The sequence below is a fragment of the Arthrobacter sp. 01T428 genome (genome assembly GCF_056398685.1).
In genome coordinates this window covers 1-20,658 of sequence record NZ_JBFTPW010000002.1, presented here as the reverse complement: position 1 = coordinate 20,658, position 20,658 = coordinate 1, and the positions used below count along the sequence as shown (strand labels likewise).

Here is a 20,658-nt window from a genome sequence, read left to right as displayed (position 1 = left end):
GCCTGCTATTTTTCGTCCTGCTAATGACTTCTTGTGCATCGGGCCCGGTAGGCGAAACAAGGCCGGACGTCCCAGCGCCTTCCCCGACCGTTTCCACGCCTCCAGTGGTTCCGTGCACGTCGTTCCTGCCGTCCGCCCCATGTTCGCAATACGTCAGCATTTCGGGGACATCCGACGGCGTCACCCTGCCTTGGGTGGCGGCAGGCGGGCTGAGAGTGGAACTGTATTCCGTCAACGGGGTGCTTCAGTTCGCGGCGAAAACCCCGTGCAATCCGATCAGTGGACCGGCGACCATCACAGCGAACACTCTCACACTCGGCAAACTCGCGGCTGGAGCAATGGGCTGCGCCGGCGAGTCTTCTGCTCAGGAGCAATGGGTCACGCAATTCCTCAGTCGCCCCATAGAAATGTCGTTCGTGAAGGACACTCTGACCTGGACGGCTGGAGCGGACACGCTCAGCTTTAAAAGCAAATAGCAGGCGCTCGTTGTGGCGTTACGCTGCCCACCAGGCGGAATTCCCGGCGGGGCTCCGCTGGTCCAGCATGGGGCTCCTCCCCCACCAGGATCCAAACCGCGATCGTTTCGAGTCCATATTCACGCCGCAACGCTTGCCACACACCGGCTGCCTCAGAACACATCCTCCGGATCCAGCGTGGATGTTGCGTACTCCGGACACCCGGCGGGTCGATAACTCTGGATGGTGATGCCCCGGGGCGTCGTACGTGAGCTGAGCAGCTCCAGCGCCCGGTCCGGACCGGATTCGGGGAACAACCGTGTGCCCTGGCCGACGATCACGGGATAGGTGAGCAAATCGAGTTGGTCGACGAGGTCGTTGGCGAGCAGCCATCGGACCAGGACGCCGCTGCCCGGGACCAGCCGGTCGCCGTCGTGATCTGCCTTCAGTTCAGCGATCGCCGCGGCGAGGTCGCCCGCCAGCACCGTGGTGCCCGACCATTGCGGGTCGGTGAGGCTCGTTGATGCCACGTACTTGGGCCGACTGTTCAACGCGGCCGCGATCGGGTTCGCGCTGGGCTCGATCATCGCTCCCCAATAAGGGGCGAAGATCTCGTACGTCCGCCGCCCGAAGAGAAACGCGGTCGCACCGCCGTAGACCTCGCTGAGATAGTCACCTGTTTCGGCGTCGAGAAGAGGTATGGCCCATCCCCCGCGCTCAAAGCCGCCTCTGCGATCTTCGTCGGCTCCGCCCAATCCCTGCATCACGCCGTCCACTGAGACGTTGGTCGTTGTCGTCAACCTCATGTCGTTTCACCCCGTCGAACAACGGCCGCGGACCCCTTCTGGATCCACGCTACGTGCCCTCATTCTCCCAAGCCTTTACGCCCTTTGCCCGGTAGCGCCGTCGAACGCTGAATTCGGTCATGGCGGCGGCTTCCGTGCGACGATATCCGGATGGAACAGACCCCGGATGTGCTGCGCTATGCCGCCTTTACCGATACCCCCGAAGGAGGAAATCCGGCAGGAGTGGTCCTGGATGCAAGCGGCCTGGACGACTCACGGATGCAGGCCATTGCGGCCGAGATCGGTTACGCGGAAACAGTCTTTGTCACCGAGAAGACCGTTGATGGGGATGCCCGCCGAAACCGTGTGCGGTACTTCTCCCCTATCGCCGAGGTGCCGTTTTGCGGCCATGCCACCATCGCTTTGGCTGTCGCGCTCTCAGGACGCGACGGTGCGGGAACCTTTGTATTCGACACCGAGGTAGGGCCCGTGGTGATTGAGACGGCGGGCCACGGCACTGAGGTCACGGCAAGCTTCACGAGCGTGGAACCCCAAATTGCGCAGTTCTCCGACGGCGTCCTGGATTCCCTGCTCGGATTGCTCGGCGTGGGCCAAAGCGAACTGCACCCGGGCTACCCTCCGAAGGTCGCTTTCGCCGGAAACTGGCACCCCATCCTGGTCTTCGCCGAACGGAGCACCTTCGACTCCTACGTGTTCAACCCGGATGCCATGCGCGCGCTGATGGATGCCCAGGGCTGGGCCGGCACCGTCACGACGCTCTGCGAGATTGCTGGCGGCGAGTTCGACTCGCGCAACCTTTTCCCCGTGGGAACCATCACTGAAGATCCGGCGACAGGTTCAGCCGCCGCGGCTTTCGGCGCATACCTCCGGTTGCTTTCGCTCGTGCAGACCCCAACCCGAGTGATTGTGCACCAAGGCAGCCACGTCGGCCGCCCGAGTGTCCTCATGGTCGATATTCCCCCGCAAGGCGGAATTGTCGTGAGTGGCGAAGCTGTGGAGATCGCCGAGCCCACATAACCAGTCCAGGCCCCACAAAACCAGGATAGTAAGGCAACCTTTTCAGTTTGCCTTACTATCTGCTAGCGTCGTTGTTATGAACCCCCACCCGGATACAGACGCGACGGGCATGCTCGAAGCTGCCGCGGAGCTTCGTGTCCTCATTGGCCAGTTGACCAGGCGGCTGCGTGAGCAGTCCCAAGTGGACAACCCGACCCAAGTGGACAACCTGACGAATGCGCAAAAGGCCGTGTTGATCCATTTGGATCGTGACGGTCAGGCCACCCTGTCCGCGCTGGCCCGCGCAGAGGGAATGCGTCCCCAGTCCATGGGCGCCATCATTTCCGCCCTTTCCAGCGCAGGACTCGTTGAGAGCGGCCCTGATCCGGCAGACGGCCGCCAGCGGATCTTGTCCCTCACAACCGAAGCCCGGAGGAGCATCAGCGCCAGCCGGGCGGCCAAAGCTGATTGGCTCTACCGCACCATCCAGTCCAAACTCACGCCGGACGAGCAGGAACGCTTGCCCGGCGCTATCCACCTACTCAAACGCCTTCTGGAGCCGTGATACCCATGCCCATCACCACGTTGGACCCACAGACCGCCCTCATCATCGTTGACCTTCAGCGGGGAATCGTTGCGTCCCCGAAGGCTCATCCCCTTGAGCCAATCGTGCGGAACTCCGCTGCACTGGCTGACGCCTTCCGCAGCCACGGACTGCCCGTGGTACTGGTGAACGTCACCGGCGGCGCGCCGGTCCGGACAGATCAAGGCAGCACTGCAGGAAGGGAGTTCCCCGCCGATTTCGCCGAACTCCTGTCCGAACTGAACCAGCAACCGAGCGATCACCTTGTCACGAAGAAGACCTGGGGCGCCTTCACCAACACCGGTCTTGGCACGCTCTTGGAAGACCTCGGAGTAACGCAAGTTGTCCTGACGGGTGTCGCCACGAGCATTGGCGTGGAATCCACTGCGCGGAGCGCCCACGAATCCGGCTTTAACGTCACCCTCGCACTCGACGCGATGACTGATTTGACCATGAACGCCCACGAAAACTCCGTCAGCACGATTTTTCCCCGGCTGGGCGAGACCGGCACGACGCAGGAAATCCTGGACGTGCTCAAAGCCACCCGGTCGTGACCGCGCGGGACGCCGCCCAAGCATCGAGCCCGTCAGCTGCCACGGGCAGCCTAGGGCTGACTCCCCCACGGAACGCGGCCGGCGCTCCGGCTGCAGGCCACGGGAACCCGCCGTCAAACCCGCTCGGCTGGAGGTTCACGGCACCGCTGCTGCTTGGCTCCACCCTGAACCCGATCAACAGTTCGATGATGGCCACCGCGCTGGTGGGCATCGGGGCTGACTTCCGGTCGAGTCCGGGCGCCACCGCCGGGCTCATTTCCGTCCTGTATCTATGCAGCGCAGTGGCCCAACCGACCATGGGGAAACTCTCCGTTCTCTTCGGGCCCAGGCGGGTGTTCCTTTCCGGCGTCGCTATCCTTCTGCTGGCCGGAGTCGTCGGAGTGCTGGCGCCCAACCTGGGCGTGCTGCTCATTTCGCGGGCACTCATCGGCATCGGAACCTCAGCGTGCTACCCGACGGCGATGGCGCTTGTCCGCCGGCGGGCCGACGAGTCCGGCATTGGCGTACCGGGCCGCGTCTTGGGCAACTTTTCGATCGCGGCCCAGGTGACCGCCGTCGTCGGCTTGCCACTCGGCGGAGTGCTGGCCGGCGCGTTCGGCTGGCGGGCCCTTTTCGCACTCAACATTCCGTTGGCCCTGCTGGCCTTCACCTTCACTTTGCTTGGAGTAGCGAAAGACCCGCCGGTGCGCAAACAGGGCCTGGTTAGCCTGCTCACCATGCTGGACCTGCCGGGGATCGCCCTCTTCGCCGGTGCGATTGTCTCGCTGCTGGTGTTCCTCTCGGCGCTCACGACGCCGGCCTGGTGGCTTGCGGTGCTGGCCGTGGTGCTCGCGGGGGTGCTGCTGTTGCGGGAACGGCATGCGGGCAGTCCACTGATCGACGTCCGGATGCTGGGCAGGAACGGACCGCTTCAGCGTACCTACCTGCGTACGATCCTGGCCGCCCTGGCCACGTATGCCTCGATGTACGGGACCAGCCAGTGGATGGAACAAAGTATGGGGCTCAACCCCGCGGCGGTGGGGCTGATTCTGATTCCGTTAAGCCTGCTGAGCATTGTCGTGGCACGGGTCGTCTCCAGCCGGGCGTGGGTCCGCTGGCCGTTGATCCTTGCAGGCGTCGCATTGACACTGTCCGCAGGCGTGATGCTGCTCGTGAACCACAGCTCCGGCGTCGGGCTGCTCATTGGAATGACCTTGCTGCTGGGCCTGACCAACGGTTTCAGCAGTTTCGCGAATCAGGCGGCGCTGTACCTGCAAACAACTGCCGCGGAGATCGCTGTGGCCTCCGGATTGCTGCGGACGTCAATGTACTTGGGCGCGATCGGCTCCTCCAGCCTCATCGGCATCGCCTTCGGGCCGTCCGCCACTGACGCCGGTTTCCACACTTTGGCGTGGATCCTGGTCGCAATCGGCGCCTCGATGGTTCTCCTGACGGCGTGTGACCGCAGCGTTCCGGCCGTCGCCGCGGAGCATTGAGCCCGACGGCGGAAGCACTGGACGGCAACGGGTGCGCCCCTCGAGAAACGCCGCGATGATCAGATAGGGATGACGCAAAGGCGTTCACCATCTCCGCTCAGCTGTTTGCCGAAACCGCAGTCCCCAGGCCGAGTGCCGTGAGGATCGCGGCAGACGTCCGTTCGAGTGCTTTCGTCACAGATGGCCTCTTCAGCCAGAGAACCGCTTTGGTCGCCACCAGGGACAGGACGCCGAGGTAGAGCATCGAAATGACGAAATCGATGACTCCTAGCAACATCGTCAGTCCAAAAGACGCTTCCCCCGGAGGAAGGAACTGGGGCACCACAGCGAGGAAAAACAGGCCCACTTTGGGGTTCAGCATGCACGAAACAAGTCCCGCCAGGAAAGTCGAACGCAGTTTGGGGCCCGCCTCGACAGAGTCCTGTTCCTGGTGGGCTGGCTGTCCTCGCCGGCTGTGGATAAAGGCGCTGATCCCTAGGTAAACCAGATACAGGCCACCGATGATTTTCACTACCCTGTATGCCTCGGCCGACTGCTCCAGAAGGGCCGCCAATCCTATGCCGACAAGCCCTGCCCAGAAGATGCTGCCGAGCGAGGACCCGAGGCCCGCCGAGAGGCCGGCCTTGACGTTCGACAGGCTGTACCTCAGGACGAGGAACGAGTCGGGGCCCGGTGTGAGGGCCAAAATCACGCACAATCCGACGAACGCCGCAAGTGAACTCAGAGTCATGTTCCCATTGAATCATTGCGCGGCATCTGCCCTGCTGCCGCGGGCCTCACGGAAGCTTCCCAGAGCCCCCGGCTACAATAGGGCCGTCCGTATTTCCCCTGGAGAGGTAGTTCCCTTTTGGTCACTCGCCACGATGCACCCAGCCCGGAGCCGGGTCAGTCACCCCCTGTTGCCTACCCGGGCCAGGGAAAACTGGCTGCCCGCAGCCGGCGGTTCAGCTTTCGCCGTTCGCCCCGCTGGTTCAAAATCACCAGCGCCGCAGTGGCCGTCTTGCTGATCGCAGTCATCGCGTTTGGAGGGTATTGGGTATGGCGCCTTCAGTCCAACATCTCATCGTCCGCACTCGGTGCCGGTGGCGTCAGGACGGAAGGACCGGTGGACGACAGCAAGGACCGTCTCCAAATCCTCGTTCTGGGTACCGATACCAGGAGCGGTAAGAACGGGCAGTTCGGCACCACGGACCAATCCTCCGGCTACGGCCAATCGGACGTCATGATGTTGCTGGATATTTCCGCGGACAACAACCATGTCAACGTGATCAGCTTCCCGCGCGACTTGTTGGTCGACGTGCCGGCCTGTACTGACAACAAAACCGGCAAGCAATACCCTGAACGGCAAAATGCGATGATCAACAGCGCGATGGCCGAGGCAGGCATCGGCTGCGCTGTTGACACCGTCAACAAGCTCACGGGTTTGGAAGTTGACCACTTCATGATGGCCGACTTCAACGCCGTGACCGAACTATCCAAAGCCGTCGGCGGCGTCGACGTCTGTGTGAGCACCGCCGTCAACGACCCCGACTCCGGATTGCATTTGCCCAAGGGCACCTCACAGGTGGAAGGTGACCAGGCACTTGCCTTCCTGCGCACCCGCCATGCATTTTCCGACGGCGGAGACCTCGGACGGATCAAGGCCCAGCAATCGTTCCTTGGTTCCCTCGTGCGGAAGCTCAAAGCTGACGGCACGCTCGGCAACCCCCAAAAGATGCTGGGTATCGCCGATACGGTCACCAAGAACCTCACCGTCGACAACGGTCTCGCCTCGGTTCCGGCCTTGTTGACCATCGCGGGCAGGCTGAAAAACATTGACCCGGCCAAGGTCAACTTCATCACCGTGCCCAATGTCCCTGCCGCGTCCGATCCCAACCGGCTCGACCTCGACCAACCGGCTGCGGGCAACTTCTTTGCTGCCCTGACCAAGAGCCCCGACCTCAGCCAGCCCGCACCAAGCGCCGCGGCGTCCCCTGCTCCCTCCACGGAAACGTCGAAGGCCGGATACGACAAGGCGCTTCAACCGATCACCGTTGCCAATGGAACGGGCGTGACCGGCAGAAGCCAGGAGATCGGAGCGCTTCTCTCCGCCGGAGGCTTTACGAAGCTGGCCAGGATCCAAGCCGACTCCCGGCCGCAGACCATGGTCTACTACGGTGCAGGCTTTGCCGACGTTGCCGCGGACGTCGCCGCAATGTTCGGGTTGCCGGCGACGAGCGTGCAGCAGGTCGCCAGCGTCCAGGGAGTCCAGCTCTACGCCGGGCAAGATTTCGCCGCAGGCAACAAGCCGACGCTTCCGGCCCCTAAGCCCAATGACGTGGTTGCCCAGACCGCCCAAGACCAGACATGCCAAACGACCAACCCGGTCGGATAGCCCGATAAGACAGAAAGCGCCCTCCGTCCCGCATTGCGCGGCGGAGGGCGCTTCTGTTCTTGGCTTACTGAGGCTGCTCCCCCGACACGTTGACCAGCCAGGCAATGCCGAACTTATCGGTCAGCATCCCGAAGATGTCTCCCCACGGCGCCTTCTCCATCGGCACGGTGACCGTCCCGCCGTCGACCAGCCCGTCCCAATAGCCGCGAAGTTCTGCTTCGTCGTCGCCGCTGAGCGACACCGAGATGTTGTTTCCCGGGCTGTAGTCCATGCTATTGGGGGTGTCTGCGGCCATGAGCAGCAATCCCTTGTCTGTTTTGAGCGCCGAGTGCATGATCTTGTCGCTCTCGGCGGGGTCTTCGCTCGCGTGGAACTCCGCGAAGGTGCTTTGGGTCAACTCGCCTCCAAAGACCGACTGGTAGAAGGCCATGGCCTCCTTGGCGTTGTCCCGAAAGCTGATGTAGGGGTTGAGGTTCGTGGTCATTACATGGCTCCTCGGTGTTTGGGGGCAGCACGATCAGCTACCTTTTCGTCATGCTAACAGCGCCCGCCGGGACCATCTACAGGCAAACTTTTTCCTGCCCGACGGCGGCTGTCAGCTCCCGGGGCCCCGCCTCCTAGCTGCCGCTTGCCTGCCGGCCGACCAGCCCGACTGTGTTGCCCTCGCTGTCCTTGATGAAGGCCATCCACTCATCGCTTCCAACTGGCCCGAGGCTTCCATCGACATGGCTGTAGACCAATTGTGGCTCCTGGACGATCTTCGTTCCCGAGGCGCGTAGGTCTTCAACAGAGAGCCGGAGATCCGGGACGTCGAGGTAGATCAGCGACGACGGAGCGCCGCGATCCAGGAGAAGCCTGACGCCGTCGAGATCGAAGAAGAGCAGGCCGGGCGGATCGAATCTTCCGCTCGGCGCACTGCCCAGCAACCGGGAGTAGAACGCCGATGCCCGGTCGAGGTCCACCGCCCGCTGAGCAACCTGGATCAACTTCATGTTGCACCTCCGGTGGTTGGCGTCGCTTCACGTGTCGTAGCCACATCTTCCGCGGTACTCGATCCTGGTTCAAGAGGTGCTGGTTCAAGGGTGCGGGTTCAAGAGGTGCCGGTTTAAGAGCCTAGTGGCATGCGCAGGACTTTCGGTTCGAGTTCGGGCATCAGTGCGGGATAGTGTCGTTTCCATGCCTGCTGCAAAATCCGCCCTGCCCCGCACCGCCCTCATCGCCGGCCTGGCCGACGCCATTCTCATTCTTGTTTTCGCGGCCATCGGCCGCGACGCACACCAGCGCGCCGATGTGGTGACCGGGGTCTTTTCCACGGCATGGCCGTTTCTTGCCGGTGCCGCGATCGGATGGCTTGCCGTGCGGGCCTGGCGGGCACCCCTGCAGATCTGGCCGGCCGGCGTCGGCGTATGGATTGGAACCGTGGCCGGGGGCATGCTTTTGCGTGCGGCTACCGGACAGACCGTGGTGCTCGCGTTCATCATTGTCGCCTTGATCAGCTTGGCGATTCTGCTCCTCGGCTACCGCGCCGTGATCGCCCTCGTGGTGCGTGCCCGTCGACGGAGCCGCCGGTCCTAAGCACCGGCCGATGGACTAGGCTTGCTACGTCCACTGCTGCACTTCGGAAAGGCCGCCCCCAGTGATCACCGCTTTTGTCCTGATCAAGACCGACGCTTCACGCATCCCGGAGACGGCCGAGGAGATCTCCGCCATCCAAGGAATCAGCGAGGTCTACTCCGTCACAGGGGAATGGGACCTTATTGCCGTGGCGCGCGTGGCGAAGCATGAGGAGTTGGCGGACGTCATCGCCGACAAGCTCTCCAAGGTTCCCGCGGTGGTGCACACCACCACCCATATCGCCTTCAGGGCCTACTCGCAGCATGATCTGGACGCGGCGTTTTCACTGGGCTTCGAGCAGTAACCGCCTGAAGCCGGGCGCCTTGCCTACCTTTGGGTGAGTCCCACCCACGTGTCGAGGACCCGGATGGCTGCTCCGGAATCGATGGATTCCGCAGCCCGCAGCCAGGCCGACTTCATGCGGTCCAGGAACGGTCCGTCGGCTGCAGTGTCGAAGGCCACCAGGCCTGCGGCGGCGTTGAGCAACACCGCGTCCCGGACCGGGCCCGGCTTCCCGTCAAGCACTTCGCGTACGACGGCGGCATTCGCCTTGGCGTCGCCGCCTCGAAGATCGGCGACGGTCGCCGCAGCGATCCCCAGATCCGCGGGCGAGAACCGCTGCTCGCTCACTTGCCCGTTCCTGATTTCCCATACCGTGGATGGACCCGTGGTGGTGAGTTCATCTAGTCCGTCTTCCCCGCGGAATACCAATCCGCGGCTCCCCCGCCGTGCAAGGACCCCTGCGATCAAGGGAGCCATGGTGGCGTTGGCAACACCCACGGCTGAAGCCTGGACATGGGCCGGGTTGGTCATGGGTCCCAGGAAGTTGAAGGCCGTGGGAATGCCAAGCTCCGCCCGCACCACACCGGTATGGCGGAACGACGGGTGGAACACCTGGGCGAAACAGAAGGTGATTCCCGCCTCTTCGGCGTTGCGGGCTACGCGTTCGATCGGCAAGTCGAGCCTCACGCCCAAGGCTTCCAGGACATCGGCAGAGCCCGACGACGACGATGCCGCCCGGTTCCCGTGCTTTACGACACGCGCTCCCGCGCCGGCCGCCACGAGGGCAGCCATGGTCGAGATGTTGACCGTGTTGAGTCGATCGCCGCCGGTGCCTACGATGTCGAGCTTTTCACCCGGAATGCTCACCGGCTTGGCGTTGGAGAGCATTGCCTCCACCAGTCCGGTGACCTCTTCCACCGTTTCCCCCTTGGCGCGCAGGGCAACCAGGAAACCGGCAATCTGGGAAGGGGCGGCTTCTCCGGACATGATCGTGTTCATGGCCCATGCCGTGTTCCCGACCGAGAGGTCATGCCCGTTGATCAATGCGGAGATGAGTCCGGGCCACGAGTTGCTTGCCTGCTCTGCAGATGCCTGTGAAGTCACCACTTGATGCTAGCGATCCACCCTGCTCCGTGACCAATGCTAAGGACGCCGGGAACTTTTCCGCGCGAATTCGCGTGTTTGTAGAAAAAGTCTCCCCAAATGGCGGTTCGCATTGGGAAGTCCGGACTTTTACAGACATAATGTCCTTGTGACATCTGCGACCCATGCCCCCAGTACCCCGGCGCACCCGACGCTGAATCGCCCCAATTTGGTTTCCGTTGGAACCGTTGTGTGGCTTTCCAGTGAGTTGATGTTCTTCGCCGGTCTCTTCGCCATGTACTTCACGCTGCGCTCCACGTCGGGCGCCTTGTGGGCGGAAGAAACCGGCAAGCTCAACTTCCCGTTTGCGCTTGTAAACACCATCGTCCTTGTGTCGAGTTCCTTCACTTGCCAGATGGGTGTCTTCGCCGCCGAGCGACTTGAGCCGCGCCGTCGAGGTGGTGTGCTGCAGTTCACCCGCTGGGGCATGAACGAATGGTTCATCCTGACGTTCATCATGGGCTCCTTCTTCGTTGCCGGGCAGACCACCGAATACGCGATGCTTGTGTCCGAGCATGTGACGCTCTCGGCCAATGCCTACGGTTCCTCGTTCTACATCACAACCGGCTTCCACGGCCTCCACGTCATCGGCGGCCTCATCGCCTTCCTGTTCATTATTGGCCGTGCCTACGCCGCCAAGAAGTTCGGGCACTTCGAAGCGACCTCGGCAATCGTCACCTCGTACTATTGGCACTTCGTGGATGTTGTGTGGATCGGCCTCTTCCTGGTCATCTACGTACTGAAGTAGCCCGGCACCCACTCTTGTTCCACAAGAGGATGAATTTTAAAGAAGCGGCTCTTGGAGCCGACGCAGGATCGAATAAAGGAACCACCACGTGAAGGCACTCTCGCAGAAGCGACGTCATCCACTGGCAGCCATTGCGCTGCTGCTGATGGGACTCCTCGTCACTGGTGGGCTCTACGCCGTTGCCACAACGGTCAACCAGGCGAAGGCAGATACCACTACCTTCAGCGCAAGCGACGCCCAGGAGGGCGGCAAGCTTTTCGCCGCCAACTGCGCCACCTGCCACGGCATGGGCGCCAGCGGAACCAAGGACGGCCCCTCGCTGGTCGGCGTGGGTGCTGCTGCGGTTGACTTCCAGGTTGGCACCGGCCGTATGCCCATGCAGATGAACGGACCCCAGGCCCAGGAAAAGCCGCGGCAGTTCAACGACCAGCAGACCCAGCAGCTTGCGGCCTACGTCGCTTCGCTCGGCGCTGGCCCGTCAATTCCCGACGCATCGCTGCTCGACGAAAAGGGAGATGCCGCCAAGGGTGGCGAACTCTTCCGCGTGAACTGCGCGATGTGCCACAACGCCGCAGCCGCCGGCGGTGCTTTGACCCGTGGAAAGTTCGCTCCGGCACTGGCTGGCGTCTCCGGCCAGCACATCTATGAAGCCATGGCCACTGGTCCGCAGAACATGCCCGTCTTCAACGACGCCAACATCTCTCCTGAAGGCAAGCGCGACATCATCACCTTCCTGAAGAAGATCGAAACCAACGGCTCGCCTGGTGGAAACGATCTCGGAGGATTGGGTCCGGTATCCGAAGGTCTCTTCGTCTGGGTTGCAGGCCTCGGCGTCATCATCGCCTTCACCATCTGGCTGACGTCGCGTACGTCCTAGGCCAGCGCACTAAAGAACTTCTGCTGTCCCCACAGCAGTTTTGAATTGAACATTAACCCGGTTACGGCCGGGACAACGAGAGAAGGATGAGGCGAATTATGGGCAACCATAGTGACGGCAGTCCGAACCACTCGGGCACCGTAGCTACGGCTGGTCAGAATGTTGTGGAGAAGTTCCAGGATCCTGGGCTTCCTCCGCACCGTTTGCGCCTGGCTGACACGGACCCGAGAGCCGCTAAGCGAGCCGAGCGACAGGTGGCCATACTGTTTGGCATCTCCGTCATCGGCACGGTGATCTTCCTGGTGTCGTACTTTGCCATTGATCTTGGGCAAGACTCCACGATCGCAACAATCCGCACCCAAAACCTGTTGCTCGGCCTTGGCACCGCATTTGCGATGCTGGGCATCGGCACCGGCATCGTGCACTGGGCCAAGGCCCTCATGCCGGACCACGAGGTTTCGGAAGAGCGCCACGCCATCCGCACCGAGGATGACCGGCAGGCAGCCGTGCGAATCGTCGAGGACATCGTCGAGGAAACCGGCATCAAGCGTCGCCCGCTGATCCGCAACACCCTTCTGGGTGCCGTGGCACTGGCGCCCCTCCCTGCCTTGGCAGTGTTCGGTGACCTGGGTCCCCGCCCGGACAACACGCTCGCGCACACCATGTGGGCTCCCCAGGACGGCAAGCTCAAGCGCCTCACCCGCGACCCCGACGGAACTCCGATCAAGGCATCGGACGTGACCATCGGTTCCGCATTCCACGTGATCCCGGAGGGCCTCAACGAACTCCAGGAGGGCAAGCTCAACGCGAAGGCCAAGGCCGTCGTTTTGCTCATGCGCCTCAACCCGGACGACTTGACGATCTCCAAGGGACGCGAAACCTGGAGCTACAACGGAATCGTTGCCTACTCCAAGATCTGCACCCACGTTGGTTGCCCCGTTGCCCTTTATGAGCAGCAAACGCACCACCTGCTGTGCCCGTGCCACCAGTCAACCTTCGACCTCACCAAGGAATGCAAGGTTATCTTCGGCCCCGCCAGCCGTCCGCTCCCCCAGCTGCCCATCGCGGTTGACGCTGAAGGCTACCTCGTAGCCACGAGCGATTTCAAAGAACCTGTAGGACCGAGTTACTGGGAGCGTGACGAGCATGAGCGCCTCATCAACAGCTGAAGTCCCCTTCGTACCCAAAACCAAGGTTGGCCGGATCACGGACTTCGTTGACGAGCGCGTCGGCGGATCCGGAATCCTGCGTGAATTCGGCCGGAAGGTCTTCCCCGACCACTGGTCCTTCATGTTCGGTGAGGTGGCGCTGTATTCCTTCGTCATTCTCCTGATGTCGGGTACCTTCCTGACCTTCTTCTTCGACCCGTCCATGGCAGAGACCCATTACTCGGGTTCGTACACCCCTCTGACGAATGTCGAAATGTCCGTCGCGTACAACTCGTCGCTGAACATTTCCTTCGACATTCGCGGTGGCTTGTTCTTCCGCCAGGTCCACCACTGGGCGGCTTTGCTGTTCGTGGCATCGCTTGGTGTACACATGCTGCGCGTTTTCTTCACGGGCGCTTTCCGCAAGCCGCGTGAAATGAACTGGGTAGTGGGCGGCGTCCTGCTCATCCTGGCCATGGCTGAAGGCTTCACCGGATACTCTCTTCCCGATGACCTGCTCTCCGGTAACGGCCTGCGAATCATCGACGGTGTCATCAAGTCCATCCCGGTAATCGGAACGTACATCTCGTTCTTCCTCTTCGGAGGCGAGTTCCCGGGTACGGCCATCATCGGCCGCCTGTACGTGCTGCACATCCTCCTCGTGCCAGCCATGATCCTGCTGATGATCGTCATCCACCTGTTCATGGTGGTTGTGCACAAGCACACCCAGTACCCCGGCCCGGGCCGCAACGACGGCAACGTCGTTGGTTACCCTCTCGGACCGGTTTACGCTGCCAAGGCCGGCGGCTTCTTCTTCATCGTGTTCGGTGTCGTCGCGCTCATGGCTGCGATGTTCACCATCAACCCGATCTGGAACTACGGGCCGTACGACCCCTCCCCCGTGTCTGCAGGTACCCAGCCTGACTGGTACATCGGCTTCGTCGATGGTGCCCTGCGACTCATGCCTGGTGTGGTCAACGACTTCCACTTCGAATACATCATCTTCGGCCACGTGCTGACGCTGAATGTGCTGCTGCCCGCGTTGGTTCCTGCCGGCATCATTTTCACGGTGCTGTTCATGTACCCGTGGATCGAACGCTGGATCACCAAGGACAACCGCGAGCACCACGTTCTGGACCGTCCGCGTAACGCTCCTACCCGCACTGCCATTGGCGTCGCAGGCTTCACCTGGTACTGCGTCATGTGGGCCGCTGCCGGCTCGGACCTCATCGCAACGCACTTCCACGTTGCCCTGAACGACGTCACGTACTGGCTGCGCACGCTGTTCTTCATCGGCCCGATCATTGCGTTCATGGTCACGAAGCGTGTGGCGCTTGCGCTGCAGCGCAAGGACCGCGAGATTGCCCTGCACGGCCGGGAAACGGGCCGCATCGTGCGCCTGCCGCATGGTGAGTTCATCGAAGTACACGCACCGCTGGACGACTACAAGCACTACAAGCTTGTGGGCTTCGAGTCGCCTTCCCCATTGCCGGCCGAACCGAACGAGCACGGCGTGGTCACCCCGAAGGAGAAGCGCCGCGCGGCGTTGTCCAAGTGGTTCTTCGAAGACCGTGTTGCCCCGGCAACCCCGGCCGAGCTTGAAGCCGCTCACGGACACGGCCACCATGAGGCCATCGAGTCCGCCGAAGAGCACAAGAGCCTTAGCCACTAGCTCCCGCAGATAGCACAAAGAAGGCCCCGTCCATGTGGACGGGGCCTTCTTTCGTTTGCGGGCTCAAGCGGCCGGTTCCCGGGCTTTGAGCTAGTGGGTACGGTACCCCGTGGATTGGCTTCGGGTGGACCGGACGCCCGGCCGCTGCAACGGGACCCACAACTTGTACCGGTCGGCACGGTAGTAGGACACGGAGTAGTCCACCATGGCACGGGCAACGAAGGCGTGGCGCTGAATCTTGAGCAACGGAGTACCGACGTCTACGTTCAACAGCCGCGCCGTTGATGGTGAAGCTGCCGTCGCTTCGATCATGTCCTCTCCCCACTCCATCACCAACCCGTATTTCTCACTCAGCACGTTGTATAGCGAAGTGGGGGGCGCATCGTCCAGGAGGCCTGGCACGCGATGGGCCGGGATGAAGTTCTCATCCACGCTCATGGGTTCGTTGTCCGCGAGGAGGAGCCGGCGGAAGCGGACCAACGGCGTACCTTCCTCCAGCTGGAGTTCCCTCGCCAGGAAGGCGCTGGCTGCGATCTGTTCAAAGCTCAGGACCTTCGCTGCCGGAACCATGCCGCGGCGTTGCATTTCCTCGCTGTAGGACGTGAGCTTCACCTGGAGGTCCAGCTTCGGTTTGCGGACGAAGGTTCCCAATCCAACCACGCGTTCAATAACTTCCTCGCCGACCAGGGCGTCGATGGCCTGCCGCACCGTCATGCGGGCAAGTCCGAACCGTTCGGAAAGGTCCCGCTCCGAAGGCAACGCCGCACCGGGTTTGCACGACGCCGAGATATAGCTGCGCAGGATCTCGCGCAACTGAACGTAGATGGGAGTGCCGCTCTTGCGGTCGATCTCCCCCGCGATGCGGGATGCCTCAGCGGGCACAGCGGCCCCCGGCCACGAAATCTGTCATGAAATAAGCGTAGGCCAATCCACCGGCAGGTCTAGACCAGCTCGGCACTGTAAACGCGGGCGCCGTGTGGCGGCGCTACGCTTGTAGGGATCAAAATCGCAGTCGGCATCTGGCCGTCCGAGTCAAAGGAGCCGGTTTGCCCGAGCACAAAGCCATCGTCGCCGCAGAGATCGGCCTCCATGCACGGGCTGCCGCCGTGTTCGTGCGGGCTGTGACGGCCACGGGCCTTCCGGTGACGATCCGTAAGCCCGGGCAGCAAGCGGTGGATGCCCGGTCTTTGCTCGAGGTCATGACCGAGGATTTCGGCCATGGGTGCGAAGTGGTTCTGTCCGTCTCCCGAGAAGCGCTGCAAGCCGGCCGCACGCTCAATGAGGTCAACGATGCCTTGGCCGCTCTTTCGGCCGTCCTGGAGGCCGTAGAAGGGCAATGAGCGGGACAGCGCGCCTACGACGCACTCCATTGTGACATCCAGATACAACGACGGCGGGCCCCACCAAATGGTGGGGCCCGCCGTCGTTGTTCAAGTGCTTCTAGTGCGCGTGGTCTCCACGGCTGTATTCGAAGACCCAACCGACCAAGGCCACGAGGGCCAGGCCAGCGGCGACAAACGTGATCCAGAAACCTACGGCAAGGCCAAGGAAGCCACCGGCACAGGCCAGGCCGAGGACCAACGGCCACCAGCTCCAGGGGCTGAAGTGTCCCTGCTCGCCGGCGCCCTCGTGGATCTCAGCGTCCGGACGGTCTTCCGGGCGCATGCCCACTCGCTTGCCTGTGAAACCGAGGTAGCCGCCGATCATGCCTGCCAGGCCACCGACCAGGAGAATGCCGAGGGTTCCGACCCACTCGGACCAGTGGGTCAGGAAGCCGTAGGCCACCGCGACGGGGACGAAGAAGAAGGTCCCGGCTCCGAAGATCCATGATTCGATTTTCACTTGGCGTCCTTCTGATCAGCGTTGCCGAGTACCTTTGCTGCCGGCTCGGGGCTCTGTGCAGTGTGGTGCTGGGCGAGTTCCGGGTGGTGGAGGTCCAAAGCAGGACGTTCGGAACGAATACGGGGCAACGAGGTGAAGTTGTGCCGCGGCGGCGGGCAGGATGTGGCCCACTCGAGCGAAGCGCCGAAGCCCCAGGGATCGTCAACTTCTACCTTCTTGTTGCTGCGCCACGTGATGTAGACGTTCCAGAAGAACGGCAGGAGCGAGGCGCCAAGCACGAAGGACGAAATGGTGGAGAACTGGTTCATCCAGGTGAAGCCGTCCTGCGGCATGTAGTCCGCGTAGCGGCGGGGCATGCCCTCGACGCCGAGCCAATGCTGGATCAGGAACGTGCCGTGGAAGCCCAGGAAGAGGAGCCAGAAGTGGATCTTGCCGAGGCGTTCGTTGAGCATCTTGCCGGTCCACTTGGGCCACCAGAAGTAGAAGCCTGCGAACATGGCGAACACGACGGTTCCGAAGACGACGTAGTGGAAGTGCGCTACGACGAAGTAGGAGTCCGAGACGTGGAAGTCAAGCGGCGGGGAGGCCAGGATGATGCCGGTCAGGCCACCGAAGAGGAAGGTGACCAGGAAGCCGATGCTCCAGAGCATGGGGGTCTCGAAGGTGATCGAGCCTTGCCACAGTGTTCCGATCCAGTTGAAGAACTTCACGCCGGTGGGTACCGCGATCAGCATCGTCATGAAGGAGAAGAACGGCAGCAGCACCGATCCGGTGACGTACATGTGGTGGGCCCAAACGGTAACCGACAGGGCGGCAATGGCGATGGTCGCGTAGACCAGGCCCTTGTAACCGAAGATCGGTTTGCGACTGAACACCGGGAAGATCTCGGACACGATGCCGAAGAACGGCAGCGCAATGATGTAAACCTCCGGGTGGCCGAAGAACCAGAACAGGTGCTGCCACAAGACAGCTCCGCCGTTCTCCGGGTCGAAGATGTGGGCGCCGAAGCGGCGGTCGGCACCGAGCGCGAAGAGCGCGGCGGCGAGCGGCGGGAAGGCCATGAGAACCAGGATTGCCGTCACAAGGGTGTTCCAGGTGAAGATCGGCATGCGCCACATCGTCATGCCGGGAGCGCGCATGCAGATGATGGTGGTAATGAAGTTCACGGCACCCAGGATGGTTCCGAAACCTGACAATGCCAGGCCGAAGACCCAAAGGTCTCCGCCCACGCCCGGGGTGAACGTCGTGTCCGACAAAGGCGCGTAGGCGAACCAGCCGAACGAGGCGGCACCTTGCGGGGTGATGAAGCCGGACACCGCGATGGTGGAGCCGAACAGGAAGAACCAGAAAGCCAGCGCGTTCAGTCGCGGGAAGGCGACATCGGGGGCGCCGATCTGAAGCGGCATGATGACGTTTGCGAAGCCTGCGAACAGCGGCGTCGCAAACATCAGCAGCATCACGGTGCCGTGCATCGTGAAGAGCTGGTTGTACTGTTCCTTGGTCTGCAGGATCTGCATGCCGGGCTCGAAGAGCTCGGCACGGATCAGCAGCGCCATGACGCCACCCAGGCAGAAGAACACAAAGGACGCGATCAGGTACATGTACCCGATGGTCTTGTGGTCAGTGGAGGTGATCCAGTTGACGACGATGCGTCCCTTGGACTTCGGTACTACCGGAGCGTCAAGGACTCCGGCGGATTGAGTGTAAGTAGCCACGTCGCTTCCCTTAATTCTTTGCGTTCAGGTTCGGGTTGCGGTCGTACTTCGAATCGAGAAGACCGGTGTTGCCGCTCTGGCGAAGCTGGTCCATGTGAGCCTGGAACTCAGCCTCGGAAACGACCTTCACGCGGAACAGCATCTCTGAGTGGTATTCACCGCAAAGTTCGGCGCACTTGCCGTCATAGGTGCCCTCCTTGGTGGGGGTCAACCTGATGTAGTTGGTCTTGCCCGGGATCATGTCGCGCTTCTGAAGGAAGGCGGGTACCCAGAAAGAGTGAATGACGTCGCGGGAGTTCAATTCAAGGTCAACGGACTTGTTGACCGGCAGGTACAAGGTGGGGAGCTTGTCCTTGTCCACGTTGTTGCCCGTGAGGTGCGCCTGGACGCCGGCCTCGTGAAGGTCTTCGGTGATGACCGGGCCCTTCACGTAGTTGAAGTCCCAAGCCCACTGCTTGCCGCGCACGTCAATCGTGACGTCGGCCGCCTGGGAGCGGTCATCGATTGCACGCTGGTCCTGGTCGGTGAAGTAGAAGAACACCAGCACCATGAACAGCGGAATGGTCAAATAAAAGACCTCCAGAGGGAGGTTGTAGCTAAGCTGCTTCGGGAAACCCGTGGTGCCCTTGCGGCGGCGGTAGGCGATGATGCACCAGACCAGCAGGCCCCAAGTAATAATGCCGACGGCGAGGGCGGCGATCCATGAGTTGACCCAGAGGTCCATGATCCGATCGGTGTTGCTGGTGGTTCCACGTTCCGTGGGCAACCAGCCTTTTTCTACCTCTGGTGAACATCCGGTCAAAACCAACGCGCCGGCTAGTGCCAAGCCAGTGATCGAGGTGATCTTTATGCGTCGGCTGCCGGTTCGGTTCTGCGAACTCACAGACGGCCCTTCCTCTTGTTGCTGCAGCCCGGCCGGCCGGAAGCCCACCGGGCACACTAAAGTTTTACTACCCGATGTAGAGCTTACCGCTACCGAGCGGTTTTCGCCGACATGCTGGCCCAGTGCGTCGGACCGGGTTCAACCCGTTCCTGAACTGGGCCAACAGCCTGCGAATGCCCGGGTTAGTGGAACGAATCGCCGCAGGCGCAAGACCCGCCGGCGTTGGGGTTGTCGATGGTGAAGCCCTGCTTCGAGATCGTGTCCTCGAAGTCGATGCTGGCACCGCTCAAGTAAGGCACGCTCATCTTGTCGACAACCACTTCGACGCCGTCGTAATCGCGGACGGCATCGCCGTCGAGCAGGCGCTCGTCGAAGTAGAGCTGGTAGATCAGGCCCGAGCAGCCGCCCGGCTGAACAGCGACGCGGAGCCGCAAGTCCGTGCGGCCTTCTTGTTCGAGAAGGCTCCGGACTTTACCCGCGGCGACATCGGTCAACTTGACCTCGTGCTCAGGAAGCTCGCCGCCCGCGAGCTGCGCTCCGGTGCTGTTTTCGTTGGTTGCAGTGCTCATTGGCCTACCTTCTTATGAAGCTCTTGGCGGCTGCGCCTTCGCGCGGCCTGCCCTTACCCAAATACGTGCGGGCTATAGCTACATGCTACGTCGAGCCGACGCATAGCTATAACTCCTAACGTAACCGGCCGGACCCTTACGTTGTTCCCGGTCGATGCAGGCGCGGGCTCAGAGGCCTTCCGTGTTCAACCGGGCGAGCATCAGCGCCTCAGCGAGCACAGCGTTGCGGAAATCGCCGATGTGGAGCGATTCGTTCGCGCTGTGGGCCCGTGAGTCGGGGTCCTCGACACCAGTCACCAGGATCTGGACATCCGGATAGGTTTCCGTCAGATCCGCGATGAACGGTATGGATCCACCGATCCCCATTTCAACGGCGGGCACGCCCCATGCTTCACCGAGTGCCCACATCGCGATCCGGGCTGCAGCTGACGTTGTATCGGTGGAGAAGGCGTTGCCCCGCTCCCCCGGCACAAATGTCACCTTCGCACCGAAGGGCGCGTTCGCCTCCAGGTGCCTGCCGACTGCGTCCATGGCGGCATCGGGATCCTGCCCAGGAGCCAGGCGCAGGCTGAACTTTGCCCGCGCGGCGGGGAGCAGCGTGTTGGATGCGACGTCGACGGCGGGTGCGTCGATGCCGATGATGGACAACGCGGGCTTGGTCCAGAGCCTCGAAGCGATGCTCCCGTTGCCTGCGAGCCGTACTCCGTCGAGCACTGAGGCGTCAGCGCGGTACTGTTCCTCGTCCACGTCCTCTACGACGTCATCCTTGGCATTCCCTGTCAACTCCAGCGTGTTGAAGCTACGAGGACAGGCCTGATCCCAAATGGGCCACTAAGTGGCCACCGTCGGGCCCGCTCCAGGGAATCGGACGCCACCGACGTCGGAAGGAGTCGGCAGAAGGCCCGTTCCACTGCCGAGGTTT

The 20,658-nt window shown here is 62.3% G+C and carries 23 protein-coding genes and 1 pseudogene; 13 read left to right on the top strand and 11 right to left on the bottom strand.

Annotation, left to right across the window (positions count from 1 at the left end):
* Positions 1–215: 215 nt before the first annotated feature.
* Positions 216–476: an META domain-containing protein gene (locus AC1DJB_RS04130; protein WP_059389990.1), complete on the top strand. Its 261-nt coding sequence runs from the start codon at positions 216–218 to the stop codon at positions 474–476.
* 152 nt (positions 477–628) lie between these two features.
* Here AC1DJB_RS04130 and AC1DJB_RS04125 read toward each other — a convergent pair whose 3' ends face one another.
* Positions 629–1,261: a dihydrofolate reductase family protein gene (locus AC1DJB_RS04125; RefSeq protein ID WP_441438143.1), complete on the bottom strand. Its 633-nt coding sequence runs from the start codon at positions 1,259–1,261 to the stop codon at positions 629–631.
* A 150-nt stretch (positions 1,262–1,411) separates the two neighbouring features.
* Between AC1DJB_RS04125 and AC1DJB_RS04120 the strand changes: the two genes are divergently transcribed.
* From AC1DJB_RS04120 to AC1DJB_RS04105, 4 genes are all read left to right on the top strand, one after another.
* Positions 1,412–2,278 (top strand): PhzF family phenazine biosynthesis protein, encoded by an 867-nt coding sequence (locus AC1DJB_RS04120; RefSeq protein WP_441438142.1) that lies wholly within the window; start codon positions 1,412–1,414, stop codon positions 2,276–2,278.
* Positions 2,279–2,354: 76 nt separating this feature from the next.
* The gene (locus tag AC1DJB_RS04115; RefSeq protein ID WP_284989035.1) at positions 2,355–2,822 is read left to right on the top strand and encodes a MarR family winged helix-turn-helix transcriptional regulator; all 468 of its coding nucleotides are present in this window, start codon (positions 2,355–2,357) and stop codon (positions 2,820–2,822) included.
* A gap of 5 nt (positions 2,823–2,827) precedes the next feature.
* Positions 2,828–3,394: an isochorismatase family protein gene (locus AC1DJB_RS04110; RefSeq protein ID WP_476909957.1), complete on the top strand. Its 567-nt coding sequence runs from the start codon at positions 2,828–2,830 to the stop codon at positions 3,392–3,394.
* On the top strand, positions 3,391–4,869 hold the full coding sequence (locus tag AC1DJB_RS04105; protein ID WP_441438140.1) for an MFS transporter: 1,479 nt from the start codon (positions 3,391–3,393) through the stop codon (positions 4,867–4,869). The genes AC1DJB_RS04110 and AC1DJB_RS04105 overlap by 4 nt, the downstream gene beginning before the upstream one ends.
* Positions 4,870–4,966: 97 nt before the next feature.
* On the opposite strand, the gene AC1DJB_RS04100 is transcribed toward AC1DJB_RS04105, so the two are convergent.
* Complete coding sequence (locus AC1DJB_RS04100; RefSeq protein WP_307053453.1) at positions 4,967–5,599, bottom strand: LysE family translocator; 633 nt, start codon at positions 5,597–5,599, stop codon at positions 4,967–4,969.
* Positions 5,600–5,716: 117 nt separating this feature from the next.
* Between AC1DJB_RS04100 and AC1DJB_RS04095 the strand changes: the two genes are divergently transcribed.
* On the top strand, positions 5,717–7,243 hold the full coding sequence (locus AC1DJB_RS04095; protein ID WP_370872076.1) for an LCP family protein: 1,527 nt from the start codon (positions 5,717–5,719) through the stop codon (positions 7,241–7,243).
* 64 nt (positions 7,244–7,307) lie between these two features.
* Here the strand turns inward: AC1DJB_RS04095 and AC1DJB_RS04090 are convergent, their stop codons facing one another.
* Positions 7,308–7,727, bottom strand: coding sequence for a VOC family protein (locus tag AC1DJB_RS04090; RefSeq protein WP_284989030.1), 420 nt, complete (start codon positions 7,725–7,727; stop codon positions 7,308–7,310).
* A gap of 133 nt (positions 7,728–7,860) precedes the next feature.
* On the bottom strand, positions 7,861–8,235 hold the full coding sequence (locus AC1DJB_RS04085) for a VOC family protein (protein ID WP_284989029.1): 375 nt from the start codon (positions 8,233–8,235) through the stop codon (positions 7,861–7,863).
* A gap of 184 nt (positions 8,236–8,419) precedes the next feature.
* On the opposite strand from AC1DJB_RS04085, the gene AC1DJB_RS04080 reads away from it, so the two are divergent.
* Together AC1DJB_RS04080 and AC1DJB_RS04075 are read left to right on the top strand one after the other, a co-directional pair.
* Entirely contained in the window at positions 8,420–8,818 is a 399-nt protein-coding gene (locus AC1DJB_RS04080) for a DUF3054 domain-containing protein (RefSeq protein WP_306959844.1), read from the top strand.
* Between the two features lie 61 nt (positions 8,819–8,879).
* Complete coding sequence (locus tag AC1DJB_RS04075; protein WP_078108932.1) at positions 8,880–9,161, top strand: Lrp/AsnC family transcriptional regulator; 282 nt, start codon at positions 8,880–8,882, stop codon at positions 9,159–9,161.
* Between the two features lie 23 nt (positions 9,162–9,184).
* Here AC1DJB_RS04075 and trpD read toward each other — a convergent pair whose 3' ends face one another.
* Positions 9,185–10,243, bottom strand: coding sequence for an anthranilate phosphoribosyltransferase (gene trpD, locus AC1DJB_RS04070; RefSeq protein WP_306959843.1), 1,059 nt, complete (start codon positions 10,241–10,243; stop codon positions 9,185–9,187).
* A 148-nt stretch (positions 10,244–10,391) separates the two neighbouring features.
* Here trpD and ctaE point away from each other — a divergent pair, with 148 nt between their 5' ends.
* The 4 genes from ctaE to qcrB all read left to right on the top strand — a co-directional run bounded on the left by ctaE (position 10,392) and on the right by qcrB (position 14,727).
* Complete coding sequence (gene ctaE, locus AC1DJB_RS04065; RefSeq protein ID WP_084784675.1) at positions 10,392–11,030, top strand: aa3-type cytochrome oxidase subunit III; 639 nt, start codon at positions 10,392–10,394, stop codon at positions 11,028–11,030.
* Between the two features lie 88 nt (positions 11,031–11,118).
* Positions 11,119–11,907, top strand: coding sequence for a cytochrome bc1 complex diheme cytochrome c subunit (qcrC, locus tag AC1DJB_RS04060; protein ID WP_059389999.1), 789 nt, complete (start codon positions 11,119–11,121; stop codon positions 11,905–11,907).
* Between the two features lie 98 nt (positions 11,908–12,005).
* Positions 12,006–13,076 carry a cytochrome bc1 complex Rieske iron-sulfur subunit gene (gene qcrA, locus AC1DJB_RS04055; protein WP_284989026.1) on the top strand — a complete coding sequence of 357 codons (1,071 nt, stop codon included), beginning with the start codon at positions 12,006–12,008 and terminating at the stop codon, positions 13,074–13,076.
* Positions 13,054–14,727, top strand: coding sequence for a cytochrome bc1 complex cytochrome b subunit (qcrB, locus tag AC1DJB_RS04050; RefSeq protein WP_059390000.1), 1,674 nt, complete (start codon positions 13,054–13,056; stop codon positions 14,725–14,727). Before qcrA ends, qcrB begins: the two co-directional genes overlap by 23 nt.
* A 90-nt stretch (positions 14,728–14,817) precedes the next feature.
* Here the strand turns inward: qcrB and AC1DJB_RS04045 are convergent, their stop codons facing one another.
* Positions 14,818–15,609: a GntR family transcriptional regulator gene (locus AC1DJB_RS04045; protein ID WP_059390001.1), complete on the bottom strand. Its 792-nt coding sequence runs from the start codon at positions 15,607–15,609 to the stop codon at positions 14,818–14,820.
* A 164-nt stretch (positions 15,610–15,773) separates the two neighbouring features.
* Between AC1DJB_RS04045 and AC1DJB_RS04040 the strand changes: the two genes are divergently transcribed.
* The gene (locus AC1DJB_RS04040) at positions 15,774–16,067 is read left to right on the top strand and encodes an HPr family phosphocarrier protein (RefSeq protein WP_306959838.1); all 294 of its coding nucleotides are present in this window, start codon (positions 15,774–15,776) and stop codon (positions 16,065–16,067) included.
* A 100-nt stretch (positions 16,068–16,167) separates the two neighbouring features.
* On the opposite strand, the gene AC1DJB_RS04035 is transcribed toward AC1DJB_RS04040, so the two are convergent.
* The 5 genes and pseudogenes from AC1DJB_RS04035 to AC1DJB_RS04015 all read right to left on the bottom strand — a co-directional run.
* Complete coding sequence (locus AC1DJB_RS04035; RefSeq protein ID WP_284989024.1) at positions 16,168–16,569, bottom strand: cytochrome c oxidase subunit 4; 402 nt, start codon at positions 16,567–16,569, stop codon at positions 16,168–16,170.
* Positions 16,566–18,284: an aa3-type cytochrome oxidase subunit I gene (gene ctaD / locus AC1DJB_RS04030; protein ID WP_059390002.1), complete on the bottom strand. Its 1,719-nt coding sequence runs from the start codon at positions 18,282–18,284 to the stop codon at positions 16,566–16,568. Before ctaD ends, AC1DJB_RS04035 begins: the two co-directional genes overlap by 4 nt.
* Positions 18,285–18,294: 10 nt before the next feature.
* Positions 18,295–19,167, bottom strand: a complete 873-nt coding sequence (gene ctaC, locus AC1DJB_RS04025) for an aa3-type cytochrome oxidase subunit II (protein ID WP_059390003.1) — start codon at positions 19,165–19,167, stop codon at positions 18,295–18,297.
* Positions 19,168–19,349: 182 nt separating this feature from the next.
* A complete protein-coding gene (locus AC1DJB_RS04020; protein ID WP_059390004.1) occupies positions 19,350–19,736 on the bottom strand; it encodes a HesB/IscA family protein in 387 nt (128 codons plus the stop codon).
* Positions 19,737–19,904: 168 nt separating this feature from the next.
* Positions 19,905–20,477, bottom strand: a pseudogene (locus tag AC1DJB_RS04015) (peptidase dimerization domain-containing protein); the annotation flags it as partial.
* Positions 20,478–20,658: the final 181 nt, after the last annotated feature.

Excerpts from the sequence above, each read along its gene's own strand:
- qcrB (WP_059390000.1), top strand. The coding sequence starts at position 13,054 with ATGAGCGCCTCATCAACAGCTGAAGTCCCCTTCGTACCCAAAACCAAG.
- AC1DJB_RS04080 (WP_306959844.1), top strand. The coding sequence starts at position 8,420 with ATGCCTGCTGCAAAATCCGCCCTGCCCCGCACCGCCCTCATCGCCGGC.
- AC1DJB_RS04100 (WP_307053453.1), bottom strand. The coding sequence starts at position 5,599 with ATGACTCTGAGTTCACTTGCGGCGTTCGTCGGATTGTGCGTGATTTTG.
- AC1DJB_RS04115 (WP_284989035.1), top strand. The coding sequence starts at position 2,355 with ATGAACCCCCACCCGGATACAGACGCGACGGGCATGCTCGAAGCTGCC.
- AC1DJB_RS04090 (WP_284989030.1), bottom strand. The coding sequence starts at position 7,727 with ATGACCACGAACCTCAACCCCTACATCAGCTTTCGGGACAACGCCAAG.
- AC1DJB_RS04020 (WP_059390004.1), bottom strand. The coding sequence starts at position 19,736 with ATGAGCACTGCAACCAACGAAAACAGCACCGGAGCGCAGCTCGCGGGC.
- AC1DJB_RS04120 (WP_441438142.1), top strand. The coding sequence starts at position 1,412 with ATGGAACAGACCCCGGATGTGCTGCGCTATGCCGCCTTTACCGATACC.
- qcrA (WP_284989026.1), top strand. The coding sequence starts at position 12,006 with ATGGGCAACCATAGTGACGGCAGTCCGAACCACTCGGGCACCGTAGCT.
- AC1DJB_RS04110 (WP_476909957.1), top strand. The coding sequence starts at position 2,828 with ATGCCCATCACCACGTTGGACCCACAGACCGCCCTCATCATCGTTGAC.
- AC1DJB_RS04085 (WP_284989029.1), bottom strand. The coding sequence starts at position 8,235 with ATGAAGTTGATCCAGGTTGCTCAGCGGGCGGTGGACCTCGACCGGGCA.
- AC1DJB_RS04125 (WP_441438143.1), bottom strand. The coding sequence starts at position 1,261 with ATGAGGTTGACGACAACGACCAACGTCTCAGTGGACGGCGTGATGCAG.